Origin of the sequence: Streptococcus gingivalis (assembly GCF_035544715.1) — a bacterium.
Classification (GTDB): Bacteria; Bacillota; Bacilli; order Lactobacillales; family Streptococcaceae; genus Streptococcus; species Streptococcus gingivalis.
In genome coordinates this window covers 773,779-786,331 of the sequence record NZ_JAYKTO010000002.1, presented here as the reverse complement: position 1 = coordinate 786,331, position 12,553 = coordinate 773,779, and the positions used below count along the sequence as shown (strand labels likewise).

Annotated in this window: 13 protein-coding genes and 1 riboswitch; of the genes, 5 read left to right on the top strand and 8 right to left on the bottom strand. The window is 41.2% G+C overall.

Annotation, left to right across the window (positions count from 1 at the left end):
* On the bottom strand, positions 1–201 hold the full coding sequence (locus SM122_RS10210) for a helix-turn-helix transcriptional regulator (RefSeq protein ID WP_324738321.1): 201 nt from the start codon (positions 199–201) through the stop codon (positions 1–3).
* 172 nt (positions 202–373) lie between these two features.
* Here SM122_RS10210 and SM122_RS10205 point away from each other — a divergent pair, with 172 nt between their 5' ends.
* The 3 genes from SM122_RS10205 to SM122_RS10195 all read left to right on the top strand — a co-directional run bounded on the left by SM122_RS10205 (position 374) and on the right by SM122_RS10195 (position 3,089).
* Complete coding sequence (locus SM122_RS10205) at positions 374–904, top strand: helix-turn-helix domain-containing protein (RefSeq protein ID WP_324738320.1); 531 nt, start codon at positions 374–376, stop codon at positions 902–904.
* An 81-nt stretch (positions 905–985) separates the two neighbouring features.
* Entirely contained in the window at positions 986–2,152 is a 1,167-nt protein-coding gene (locus tag SM122_RS10200; protein WP_324738319.1) for a tyrosine-type recombinase/integrase, read from the top strand.
* 145 nt (positions 2,153–2,297) lie between these two features.
* Positions 2,298–3,089 (top strand): ABC transporter ATP-binding protein, encoded by a 792-nt coding sequence (locus SM122_RS10195; protein WP_155172380.1) that lies wholly within the window; start codon positions 2,298–2,300, stop codon positions 3,087–3,089.
* 211 nt (positions 3,090–3,300) lie between these two features.
* Here SM122_RS10195 and SM122_RS10190 read toward each other — a convergent pair whose 3' ends face one another.
* The 7 genes from SM122_RS10190 to SM122_RS10160 all read right to left on the bottom strand — a co-directional run bounded on the left by SM122_RS10190 (position 3,301) and on the right by SM122_RS10160 (position 9,356).
* On the bottom strand, positions 3,301–5,355 hold the full coding sequence (locus SM122_RS10190; RefSeq protein ID WP_324738318.1) for a cation:proton antiporter: 2,055 nt from the start codon (positions 5,353–5,355) through the stop codon (positions 3,301–3,303).
* A 12-nt stretch (positions 5,356–5,367) separates the two neighbouring features.
* The gene (locus SM122_RS10185) at positions 5,368–5,622 is read right to left on the bottom strand and encodes a hypothetical protein (RefSeq protein ID WP_031577090.1); all 255 of its coding nucleotides are present in this window, start codon (positions 5,620–5,622) and stop codon (positions 5,368–5,370) included.
* A complete protein-coding gene (locus SM122_RS10180) occupies positions 5,615–6,172 on the bottom strand; it encodes a tRNA (mnm(5)s(2)U34)-methyltransferase (protein ID WP_049472293.1) in 558 nt (185 codons plus the stop codon). Before SM122_RS10180 ends, SM122_RS10185 begins: the two co-directional genes overlap by 8 nt.
* On the bottom strand, positions 6,156–7,115 hold the full coding sequence (locus tag SM122_RS10175; RefSeq protein ID WP_324738317.1) for a TIGR01212 family radical SAM protein: 960 nt from the start codon (positions 7,113–7,115) through the stop codon (positions 6,156–6,158). Before SM122_RS10175 ends, SM122_RS10180 begins: the two co-directional genes overlap by 17 nt.
* 53 nt (positions 7,116–7,168) lie before the next feature.
* Positions 7,169–7,819 (bottom strand): phosphatase PAP2 family protein, encoded by a 651-nt coding sequence (locus SM122_RS10170; RefSeq protein WP_324738315.1) that lies wholly within the window; start codon positions 7,817–7,819, stop codon positions 7,169–7,171.
* Positions 7,809–8,381 carry an ECF transporter S component gene (locus SM122_RS10165; RefSeq protein ID WP_324250312.1) on the bottom strand — a complete coding sequence of 191 codons (573 nt, stop codon included), beginning with the start codon at positions 8,379–8,381 and terminating at the stop codon, positions 7,809–7,811. The genes SM122_RS10170 and SM122_RS10165 overlap by 11 nt, the downstream gene beginning before the upstream one ends.
* A gap of 202 nt (positions 8,382–8,583) precedes the next feature.
* A riboswitch (FMN riboswitch) is annotated at positions 8,584–8,733 on the bottom strand.
* A gap of 80 nt (positions 8,734–8,813) precedes the next feature.
* Positions 8,814–9,356, bottom strand: coding sequence for a tRNA (cytidine(34)-2'-O)-methyltransferase (locus tag SM122_RS10160; RefSeq protein ID WP_024055209.1), 543 nt, complete (start codon positions 9,354–9,356; stop codon positions 8,814–8,816).
* A 333-nt stretch (positions 9,357–9,689) separates the two neighbouring features.
* Here SM122_RS10160 and trkA point away from each other — a divergent pair, with 333 nt between their 5' ends.
* Together trkA and SM122_RS10150 are read left to right on the top strand one after the other, a co-directional pair.
* On the top strand, positions 9,690–11,045 hold the full coding sequence (trkA, locus tag SM122_RS10155) for a Trk system potassium transporter TrkA (protein WP_324738314.1): 1,356 nt from the start codon (positions 9,690–9,692) through the stop codon (positions 11,043–11,045).
* Positions 11,046–11,050: 5 nt separating this feature from the next.
* Complete coding sequence (locus SM122_RS10150) at positions 11,051–12,490, top strand: TrkH family potassium uptake protein (RefSeq protein ID WP_324738313.1); 1,440 nt, start codon at positions 11,051–11,053, stop codon at positions 12,488–12,490.
* Positions 12,491–12,553 lie beyond the last annotated feature (63 nt).

Genomic DNA, 12,553 nt, shown 5'->3' with positions numbered 1-12,553 from the left:
TTAACTATAAAAGAGTTCATCAATTGTAATATCTGGTTTAACTTTGGTAACCATAGATTTAATCAACAAACGCTCTTTATCGTTAAAAGGTGTTTTCCCTAATTCCTTGTTGTTATAGGACTGTAGGGAAATACTCAACTGATCAGCCATTTTTTGCTGTGTCAGCCCTAACATGACACGATAGCCCTTTAGTTTTTCCATCTATTAAACTCTCCTTTCTAGAACAGTATAGTTTTCTATACTTTTTTCTTATCTGGCTTTATTATATATAGTTTTCTATTCTTTGTCAAGCGTTTTTTTCAAAAAAATATAGTTTTCTTTGATTTTTTGAAAAACATCATGTATAATAATCTATAACAAGGAGTGAAATAATATGACTAGATTAAAAGAGCTACGCAAAGAAAAGGGTTTGACCCAACAGCAATTAGCTGAAAAGATTGGTACTACTAAATTGACTGTTTCTAATTGGGAAAACGGAAAACACGTTATTAAAACTAGTACAGCTAAAGAACTAGCTGAATTATTTAATGTTAATGTAGAATACTTACTTGGCGACAGTGAATTCAGAAACCCTTTTGACCTGCTTTTAGATTCTGCTGGTACTGAATTAGAAAACGGCTTTAAAGTTTTCTCTCAATCTGATTTAAACCAAATTCCTTTTAAAAAGAATTTCATAAAATTTTTAACAGCTTATGATCTTGCTCTATCGAATGATGATATAGACAAAGTTATTGATTTAATCAAGTTACTTAGTGACACAAATAAAAAAATATTAAATAACTTAGTTACCAATGGAGATCTTAAAAAGCTAAAAGAATTAAAGGACGGTGATTTTTCAAATTTGTTTACCTATAGTTCTAATTGGTCTAATAAGTACAACAGTTTAAAGAATACTGACAATTAACCAAACCATTAAAACATGATCTAACCAATCTAAAACATTCTATACGCCTTGCCTGCTGATGAAATAGAAAGGTTTTCGATCATGAAAATTACTGAACACAAAAAGAAAGACGGTACAACTGTATACCGTGCTAATTTTTACCTTGGTGTAGACCAAGTAACGGGAAAAGATGTAAAAACTAGTATCACGGCTAGAACTAGAAAAGAGGTCAAACAGAAAGCCAAAGAAGCTGAAATAGACTTCATTCAAAATGGTTCTACTAGATTCAAAGAAACTACAATTAAAACATATAAAGAACTAGCTGAATTATGGTGGGAAAGCTATAAGCATACAGTAAAACCAAATACTCAAGGTAACATGAGTAAGATTTTAAATAAACATATCCTGCCATTATTCGGGGGTTATAAGCTGGATAAACTAACCACTCCACTAATTCAAAACATAATTAACAAATTAGCTGGAAAGACAAATAACGGGGAGCAAGGAGCTTATTTACACTATGAGAAAATCCATACTGTAAACAAGCGTATCTTACAATATGGTGTGGTTATGAAAGCCATACCATTTAACCCAGCTCGTGAGGTCATTCTCCCAAGAAATACCCAGAAAGAAAAGCGCCAAAAGATTAAACACTTTGATAATATTGAGTTAAAAACGTTTTTGGACTATCTGGACAACTTGGATAGTGATAGATACCGCTATTTTTATGAGAAAACACTTTACAACTTCCTACTTGCTACTGGTTGCCGTATTAATGAGGCGTTAGCGCTGGAATGGTCTGATATTGATCTTGATAATGCTGTAGTTCACGTTACAAAGACACTAAACCGTATGCAAGAGGTGAATAGTCCTAAATCAAAATCTAGTTACCGTGATATCGATATTGACCCCAAAACGGTTACAATATTAAAACAGTACAAACGTAGGCAAACCCAAGAGGCTTGGAAGATAGGACAAACTGAAAAAGTAGTCTTTTCAGATTTTATCCATGAATACCCGAATAACAGTACTCTTTTTACAAGATTAAAAACACATTTTAAACGTGCTAAAGTGCCTAATATTGGTTTTCATGGTTTCCGACACACTCACGCTAGTTTGTTATTAAATGCTGGAATACCATATAAAGAACTCCAACATAGACTAGGACACTCCACTTTATCTATGACAATGGATACATACAGTCACCTCTCAAAAGAGAGTGCAAAAAAAGCCGTTTCATTCTATGAAACAGCTCTAGGGAGTTTGTAACTGAACAAATAACTGAACAAAGTCAGAATACAACGTATTACGACAAGCAAAAAACCCTATAACAATAGGCTTTCTGACAATTCTATCTTTAAATTAAAAGATTTTATGATAGAATAAAGGAGATTTTAATCAAAAGGACGAAGTTATGAATAATTTGATTGAGCTACAAGACGTCAATTTGATCCGCAATGGAAAAGCCCTTTTAAAAGAGGTTAACTGGCAAGTGAAAGAAAATGAATGCTGGGCGATTTTAGGCCTCAATGGAGCAGGAAAATCGACTCTCCTCAAACTTCTTATGTCTGAATACTGGGCTAGTTCGGGACAGGTAACGGTCCTTGGAACTCGCTTTGGAGAAGGGGGTATTCCTGAGTTACGGAAGCGTATTGGGATCGTTAGCTCCTTTATTTCAGAAAGACTGCCAGAGCATCTTTTGACAGAACAAATTGTCCTAACCGGTCAATACAAGAGTAGTATTTTATATGCTGCATACGGGAAGGAAGAACTAAACTGGGCACGGGATATGCTAACTTCAATTGGAGCTAGCTCTTTGATCGGTCGCAAATACCGGGAGCTCTCCCAGGGAGAAAAGCAGACCGTTCTCATTGCACGAAGCCTCATGGACCAGCCAGATCTGATCATTTTTGACGAAGCTTCTAGTGGATTGGATCTCTTTGCCAGAGAAAAGCTCCTCCGTCAGATCCATCATATCAAACAACTGGATCACGCGCCTACCATGATCTACGTCACCCACCATGCCGAGGAAATTACAACAGACATGACCCATGTCCTCTTACTCAAACATGGCCAAGTGGTTGAGCAAGGACCAAAGGAAAAGATCCTAACTCCTCATGTCCTTAGCCAATTTTATGAAGCACCAGTATCCCTTATTGATCTTGGTGATGAGCGACTCTTTGTCAAACCAGAAATCGCACACTGAAAAGAAAATGAATAAAGCAAAAAGAGAGTGGGACAGAAATCGGTAATTCGTCAGAATTCGATTTCATCGTCCCACCTCCGCACAGTTGAGTAGGGCTGTAAAAGCTGATGAAATCAGCGTAGTAGAGTCCACTCAACCACTGCGTCTTGATCGACAATCCAAAAATAATTGAGAGGCTAGGACTTTTGTCCCAGCCTCTTTTACTCTTATCTCAACGATTCCGTGCATACTCGATCAAATCGTATGGAAGAGTATTGGCACTTTCTCTTAGGGAATAGCTTTCTAATTCATTGACATTTTGTCGCATACGGCGCGCTTGCTTGGCAGTAATCAGGTGTTGCGCTTCATATTCAAAAATAATCTTACGCTCCAAATAATAGCCTCTCAACATTTCATCGATATTATTTGGTTTCACGCGATTAATAACCCGCTCCACAAAGGCTCCACTGGTAATAATAGCTGTCTCTCTCAGACGAGATTCTTGTAGGAAAGAGATCAAACTACTCCGATAAACACCCTTGAGGTCTTCCAAACTTTCGATGATGATTTCCGTATTGGCCAAATAAAGGGCCGCAATCTGGTCATAATCAACGGCTTCTAACTTTCTATCTTCTCGGTTCCACCAAGTTCGAAAGCCAGAACCTAATGTTAGGATTTCATGGACCAGCAAACGCAAGATGCGGAAAGAAACCAAGAGGTAGTAAGTTAGACGAGACGAAAGGTTGCGATTGACACGCTGCTCCATATTATGAAGATAGCGTTGGTAGACACGGTAGCCCCGCTCGCGCATCTTTCCTTCTTCGTAGGCTTGTTCCAAGCCGTCACTTTCAATACTCAAAATCAAGAGCTTCAGCTGTTCCCAGTCCTTTTGAATGAGCTTGTTTTCTTGGCTTAGAATCAAATTTTCAATCCGACCATGGTAGTTATCAATTGCTGCGTACAAGGGACCCTTGTGCTTGCTATTCTTTAGGTCTGCTTCTAATTCCATGACGACATCATTTAAAATCGCGATCTGCATCAGGTAGTCATTGGTTTCTTCCTTTTCTTCTGATAATTTTGGAAGTACCACTAAGCCAGCAATAAAGCTGACAAGGGTAACTCCTGCCACTAAAAAGAGTAGGATAGGGTATTCTTTTTCGATCTTGGTTGGAATCAAAAGAATCGTCGCAATCGAAACCGTTCCCTTCACACCCGAAAAAGTCAGCAATAAGGCATCTTTTAGATAATTTCTCAACGATTTTTTTAGTCGAGCCGTTCGGAACCAATAAAAGAGGTAAACCATGACAAAACGAATCAAAAAGAGCAAGGCTGTCAACACAAAGACCGAAAGAACTAAAAGAAGATCATTGTAAATGGGACTACTTAAGATGGGCTTGGAAATCATTTCCAATTCCATTCCTAAGATGACAAAGACCGACCCATTTAAGATAAAGTTGACCGTATTCCAGACAGTATGACTCACAGTATCTACCCGCGCTTCAAGGAGGGTAATGTGCTTAAAGCGACTGGCTTTTAGGATTCCTGACACAACTACTGCAATGATACCAGAGACATGGAGTTCTTCTGCTAAGAAGAAGGTCAACAAAGGGAGGCTTAGTTCTAATAACAATTCACTGGCAATATCACTGGCGCGAACACTCAAGAGTAAGGTTTGCAACCAACGGTTCACAAAGGCCGTCAAGATCCCCACTGCAAATCCTCCAATGATGGAGATTCCTAAGGAAACCCCTGCCTCTCCAAGAGAGAAACTTCCGGTCGCAAGGGCTGCCAAGGCCACTCGAAAGGCAACTAGACCTGAGGCATCATTTAGTAACCCTTCGCCTTTTAAGATATTCGAAACCCGCTTTGGAAAGCTAAAGCGCTCAGACAGGGAGGCAAAGGCTACTAAGTCGGTAGGCCCAAGGGCTGCCCCCACTGCCATACAGGCTGCTAAAGGAAGGCTCAGCCATAAGGAGTGAGCTGCCCAGCCCAAACTAATGGTTGAGATAAAAATCACTGGGAAAATCAAATAGAGGATGATCCGCCAGTGTTTCAAGACAGAAGTAATATCTGCTTCTTCTGCCTCTCGAAATAAGAGAGGGCCAATGACCAAGGCCAGAAAGAGCTCGGTATCCAGATGAAAATTTTCTTCTGGCACAAAGAGAGCCCAACCAATCCCTAGTAAAATTTGAATCAAGGGCAGAGGAAGGCTCGGCACAAGTTTATTGGTGGCATTTGAGACGATCAAAATCATCGAAAAGATCACTGCATAAAGGAGTAGTTCCATATCACTCCCTCCCTAACGTTCTTGGCAACAGGTCTCAAATTGCTGTTTTAACTCCGCAATCTTTTGGTCTGTCTTGCTTACATCCTTGTGCTCAATCTTCTTTTGGCACCGTTCCATCTCAAGCGAAACCAATTTCTTTTTTATTTTGAGCATCTTTTTGGTCATATGAGCTTCATCATAAAAACCCATTGCACGCTCGTGGATGGTTGATTCGACAAAATGATGCCTCAATCCTTCGATTTTATTCTTTAAATACTCTTTATCCATGACGGTAGCTTTCTAATTTTTCGATCATGACCAAAAACGGTGGCTGATTCACTTGATTCAGTGTCCGGTAGATGGTCGCTGTATAGTCTTTTTGAGGGAGCTGACTGACAAAGTCCAGCACTGCATCACGCTCGATGTCTCCTCCTTCATGACCATAATAAATCATAATAGCCATTCGCCCACCTTTTTCTAGGCGAGCACAGATTTTTTCCATCGCTTCAATCGTGGTAGCTGGAAGAGTAATGACCGATTTATCTGCAGATGGCAGATAACCCAGATTAAAAATAGCTGCTTTGAGGGTCTCCACATATTGGTCCACATGCTGGTGGCCATCCAAAATCAACCGGACATGTTGAAGTCCCAACTTTTCCAATCGTTCTTGGGTATTTACAAGGGCCTGCTCTTGAATATCAAAGGCATAGACCTGGCCTGCTAGTTTGGCTAAAAAGGCCGTATCATGTCCATTTCCCATGGTCGCATCCACCACCACATCTTCTTTGGTGATGACTTCTGCTAAAAATTGATGGGCCATTTCAAGTGGTCGAAGCATTGGCAGTCTCCTTTTCTTCTAGCTTACATCCTTGGGTACTTCCACGCCGACGCATTTCAGTTTCAATAGCATTTAGGACTTCCCATTTGTTGAGACTCCACATAGGGCCAATCAACATATCCCTTGGTGCGTCCCCTGTAATCCGGTGGATGACGATGTGTTTGGGGATGATTTCCAACTGGTCACAGATGACCTTGACATACTCCTCCTGGCTCATGAGTTGAAGTCGTCCTTCATGATAGTCCCGTTGCATCCGTGTATTGGTCATCAAATGCAAGAGGTGCAACTTGATGCCATCAATTTCATTATCGGTCACACAACGGCGAACATTTTCCACCATCATCTCATGGGTCTCCCCAGGAAGGCCATTGATCAAATGGGAGACGATCTCTGCCTTGGGCACCTGTTGGCGAATACGCTTGACTGTTTCAACATAGAGATCATAACTATGGGCTCGATTGATCAATTCAGAAGTCGCTTCATAAGTCGTCTGAAGCCCCAACTCAATCGTCACATGCATGCGCTCGGTCAGCTCTGCTAGATAGGCCAAGGTATCATCTGGTAAACAATCCGGACGCGTACCGATGTTGATTCCTACTACTCCTGGTTCATTGATGGCCTGCTCATAACGCTCTCGAATGACGTCCACCTTATCGTGGGTATTGGTGAAATTTTGAAAATAAACCAGGTACTTCTTCACATCTGGCCATTTCCGATGCATAAAATCAATCTCTTTATAAAATTGTTCTCGAATCGGAGCTTCTGGGGCCACAATGGCATCTCCTGAACCTGAGACCGTGCAAAAAGTACAGCCACCATGGGCGACTGTTCCATCACGATTAGGACAATCAAAGCCTGCATCAATAGGGACTTTAAAGGTCTTTTCTCCAAATAAGGTTCGATAATAATCATTCAAGGTATTGTAGGATTTCATACCCTTCATTATAGCAAAAAAAGAATCGAACTCAAAACACGAGTCCAACTCCTAGTTGTTAGTTATTTTTGCTTGCCTGTAAAGCGCCATTGAAACCGCAAGCGATCGTACAAGGGGTACTCAAATTGCAAGACAGCAAGACCCAAAATCATACTGCCAAGAACGTCTGATGGGTAGTGGACCCCGACATAAATACGGGAGATCACAATGGTCACAATTCCCAGAATCAGAAGCCCCTGAAGACAATAGCGGGCCACTTTGTTTTTTATATGCTGGCCAACAATGATGATCAAACTTCCCAAAACAAGGGTAGACGCCAGTGAATGACCACTCGGGAAAGAAAAACCTTTTTCCTCTACTAGATGAAGAATACTTGGTCTCGGTCTCTGGTAGATATTCTTTAGAAGAAGCACCAAAAGACCAGTCAATACCAGATTGCTCCCTAGAAAAAGAGCTTCACTGTACCATTTTTTATAGGCAAAGACCGCCAGCAAAAGACCCACCCAGATGACAATGATCTTGGTATCCATGACATGGGTCACCTTGGTAAAGAAGGCCGTCAGTGTTGCAGGCAGATCGCCTCGAATAGCAGATTGAATTGTGCTATCAAAGCCCGTTAATTGTTGCGGGTAGAAACGAATCACATACCCAAGAATGACAAAAATGAGAAGGGCGAAGCTTGCCTTCGCCCAATGTTGTTGTTTATTTTTCATATTTTTTCAAAATCGGTTGCAATAAGGTATAGATCAACCCAAATGCGATGGCCCAAATCACCCCTTCGATCAGGTTAAACGGTGCAACCATTGCGGCTAAATAGTGGACAAGACCTAGTGTTTTCGAAATATCATAGTTCATAAAACGAGCATACAAAGGGATTGCATAGACATAGTTCACCAATACCATCGTAATACTCAAGCTGATCGTTCCAACAATCGTTGCCAGGACAAATCGACCATGGGTCCGTTCCTTGTTCCAAATCCATGCAAAAGCAAGAACAAAAACAAGAACTCCAATGATATTGATTGGTAATCCGATCAAGGTTTCAAGCCCCTTATTATTAAGGGCTAATTTAAGGACAGATCGGATCAAGGTCACCCAAAAGGCACTTTTAAAATCCAACAGGACCAAGGCCAACAAAATGGCGATGATACTCAAATCAATTTTGAAGAAATCTATCAAGAAAGAAAATTGATAGAACATCAAAATAAAAGATAAAGCGGATAAAACAGCCACTAGGGTCAGTTTACGTGTATTTGTCATAACAGGTTCCTCCAATTTTTTAAAAATTAGAGAAGCTGGAAAGACGTCTACTCCATCATTCTACTCTAAACTATTTAAACAAAGCTTAAACTAGAAACTATTCTAGTTACTTTAGCTGGTCTCCATCGAAACATGCCGTTAGTCCGTCTTAGACTCCAACGTACTATTCCCATGCATCAGCTCTAAACAGATCAGAATAGCTGTCAGTCTATTCGTCTCTCGTCTTCTCCCATCCAGACTATACTGTCGGTTGTGGAGTCACACCACATCAGCTTGCGCTCGCGGACTTCTTTTAGAGTATGGAAAAGAACATTTCCTAGCAAAAGTCACCGCCGGTCGGGAATTACACCCTGCCCTGAAGACCCTTTTATGATAACAAAAAAAACTTGCCTAGGCAAGTTTTTGTAACGTCATGGATGACGTCGTTCGTCTTTTAATTTTTCGTTCTTATTTGAGCTTGTCGTGCTCATAACGATGGCTCAACTCCAGCCCCTTAAAGCCCTGCTGGCGGAGAGCCTCATAGACAATCATGCAGACGGTATTGGAGACATTTAAACTACGGACATGCTCGTCATTCATCGGAATGCGAATGGCCTTCTCTTCGTGCTGGCGCATAAATTCTTCCGGCAATCCTTTATCTTCGCGTCCAAACAAGAAATAATGGGACTTCCCATCCTGATAAGAAACGTCCGAATAGGTCTGATTTGCAAACTTGGACACTAGGTGTACCTGACCGTCGCTCGCTGCTTCCATAAACTCTTCTAGGCTATCATAAAAACGGACATCCAGCTTGTCCCAATAATCGAGTCCTGCTCGCTTCATTTTGCGATCATCGATCGGAAAAGCCATGGGTCGTATGATATGCAAGGGGGAATTGGTCGCCGCACAAGTCCGTGCAATATTTCCCGTATTTTGTGGAATCTGAGGTTGGAACAAGACGATGTGGTTTTGAGCAGCTGACTCTTGGTAGTCCAGTTCTTCAATATTCATACTCGATCTCTTTCTGATAAAAAAATAGCCACACTGCCCGGAGTCAAGCTCAGCAAACAGCGTGGTTACAGCTTCATTAACTTAACTCACAACAGGTTTGAGGTAAATCAACGAAGGTACTTTCTAAGTATAACACTTTTGAAGCTCCTGTCAATAGTTTTTTTAGATTTTTTTAAGAAACTTTACCAAAGTTTTCAATCCCTCCTCGTTCTACTCTTTTGACAATTTTTCCCACTTGTTCTTAGCTTGGTATAATTCCTCCAGAAAGTCCTTAAAATAGATGAATTTTTCTTGAAAATAGAGTATGATAGAAGCATACTCTGGAGGTAATCTATGAAAATTATTGTTGTTGGTGGAGGAAAGGTCGGAACGGCCCTTTGTCGTTCTCTCGTTGCTGAAAACCACGATGTTATTTTGATCGAAAAAGACGAATCCGTTCTCAACCATATTACCAAACGGTTTGATATCATTGGGATTTTAGGAAATGGCGCAAACTTCAAGATCTTGGAGCAAGCAGATGTTGAAGACTGCGATATCTTCGTTTCCATGACCGAGTACGACGAAGTGAACATGGTTTCTGCTGTTTTAGCTAAAAAAATGGGAGCCAAAGAAACCATCGTTCGGGTGCGGAATCCGGAATATTCCAATTCCTACTTCAAGGAAAAAAATATCTTGGGCTTCTCCCTAGTTGTCAATCCTGAATTGCTGACAGCTCGTTATATTGCTAATATCATTGACTTCCCAAATGCCCTTTCTGTGGAGCATTTTGCAAATGGTCGTGTAGCCTTGATGGAATTTAAGATCCGACCAGATAGTAATCTCTGCAATATGAGCCTCTCCCAATTCCGCAAGAAATATGGAAACGTCATTGTGTGTGCTATCGAACGGGGAAATGAGCTCACGATTCCAAACGGAGACTTTGTTTTGCAGCCCCAAGACAAGATTTTCGTGACAGGAAATCGGATCGATATCGTTCTCTTCCACAACAATGTCCGACCTCAAGTCATTAAGAGCATGATGATCATTGGTGCCGGAAAAATTGCCTACTATTTGCTCAATATTCTCCAAGATGTCCGTCGCAAGATCGATCTCAAGGTCATCGAGGTCAATCGCAAACGAGCTGAATTCTTTAGCCAAGAATTCCCTGACCTCTATGTGGTTCATGGAGACGGAACTGCTAAGGATATCCTCTTAGAAGAAAGTGCCAACAACTACGATGCTGTGGCCACTTTGACAGGAGTTGATGAGGAAAACATCATCACCTCCATGTTCCTGGATTCTATTGGCGTCAAAAAGAACATCACCAAGGTTAACCGAACCAGCCTGTTAGAGATTATTGGGGATCAGGATATGACCAGTATCGTCACTCCAAAACGCATTGCTGTGGATACCATCATGCACTTTATTCGTGGACGCTACAATGCACAGTTCTCAAACTTAGAGGCTCTACACCATGTTGCAAATGGCCGGATCGAAACCTTACAATTCCAAATCAAGGAAGATAATAAACTAACCCAAGGGCCACTATCCGAATTGAAATTGAAAAAAGGGGTTCTAATCGCTGCGATTATTCGAAACGGCAAGGCTATTTTCCCGAATGGAGATGATCATTTAATGGTGGGAGACCGAATTATCGTGACCACCTTGATTCAAAATGTCACTAAAATCTACGATCTACTTGAGAGGTAAGCCTGATGAATAGAAGCATGATTCGTTACCTCTTATCCAAACTCCTCTTAATCGAGGCAGGTCTCCTAATCGTTCCCCTAGTGGTCGCTGCAATCTATCGGGAACCTGCCAAGGTCTTTATCTCTATTGGAGCAACCATGGCCATCTTACTTGGACTTGGACTTCTTGGGAGTTTTCAAAAACCCAAAGACTTTCATATCTATGCCAAGGAAGGAGTCCTAATTGTGGCCCTCTGTTGGATCTTATGGTCCTTCTTTGGTGCCCTTCCCTTTGTTTTTTCCGGACAAATCCCAAACATCATCGATGCCTTCTTTGAAATTAGCTCGGGCTTTACAACAACAGGGGCAACGATTTTAGATGATGTCAGTGTCCTTAGTCACTCCCTTCTCTTTTGGCGCAGTTTTACCCACTTAATCGGAGGGATGGGAGTATTGGTTTTTGCTCTGGCTATTATGGACAACAACAAGAACAGCCACCTGGAAGTCATGAAGGCAGAAGTTCCTGGTCCAGTTTTTGGAAAAGTGGTTTCCAAATTAAAAAGCACGGCTCAAATCCTGTATTTCTTGTACTTGGGTTTGTTCTTCCTCTTTGTGGTTCTTTATTTCCTTGCCGGCATGCCCCTTTATGATAGTTTTGTCATCGCCATGGGGACAGCTGGTACTGGGGGCTTTACCGTCTTTAATGATGGGATCGCTCACTACAACAGTAGTCTAATTACCTATTTGGTCAGTATCGGGGTCTTGGTCTTTGGGGTTAACTTTAACCTCTACTACTTCCTTATGATCCGAAAATTCAAGGCCTTCTTTAAAGATGAGGAATTGCGGACCTACATCACTATTGTAATCCTATCTAGCGTATTGATTGCCTACAATTGCCTTCATCTCTATGCTAATGTTGCGAAGAGCTTTGAGATTTCCTTCTTCCAAGTTTCCAATATCATCACCACAACCGGTTTTGGTTATGGGACAACGGAAAAATGGCCTCTTTTCTCACAATTTATCCTCTTGATGCTGATGGTGGTCGGTGGTTCTGCTGGCTCGACTGCTGGTGGGCTAAAAGTCATTCGCTTCTTGACCTTATGGAGAATTGCTAAAAATCAGGTGCTTTCAACCTTGTCTCCCAATCGGGTGCTGACCCTACATGTCAATGATACCGTACTCGATAAGGACACCCAACACCGGATCCTTAAATACTTTACAATATATAGTTTTATTACGATCGGCTTACTTTTTGTAGTGAGTCTAGACAACAATAACTTCATGACGGTTGTCAGTGCTGTCTTTAGTTGTTTCAACAACATTGGACCTATGATTGGTACGGGCCAAACCTTCTCCATCTTTAGTCCGATTTCAAAACTGTTACTTTCCTTAGCCATGATTGCCGGACGGCTTGAAATCTATCCAATGATTCTGCTCTTCCTTCCTAAAACATGGTCTAAACGCTGATAAAACGAGAGTGTTATAAAAAAATGAGGCTGGGACAAAAGTCCTAGCCTCTTAATTGTTTTT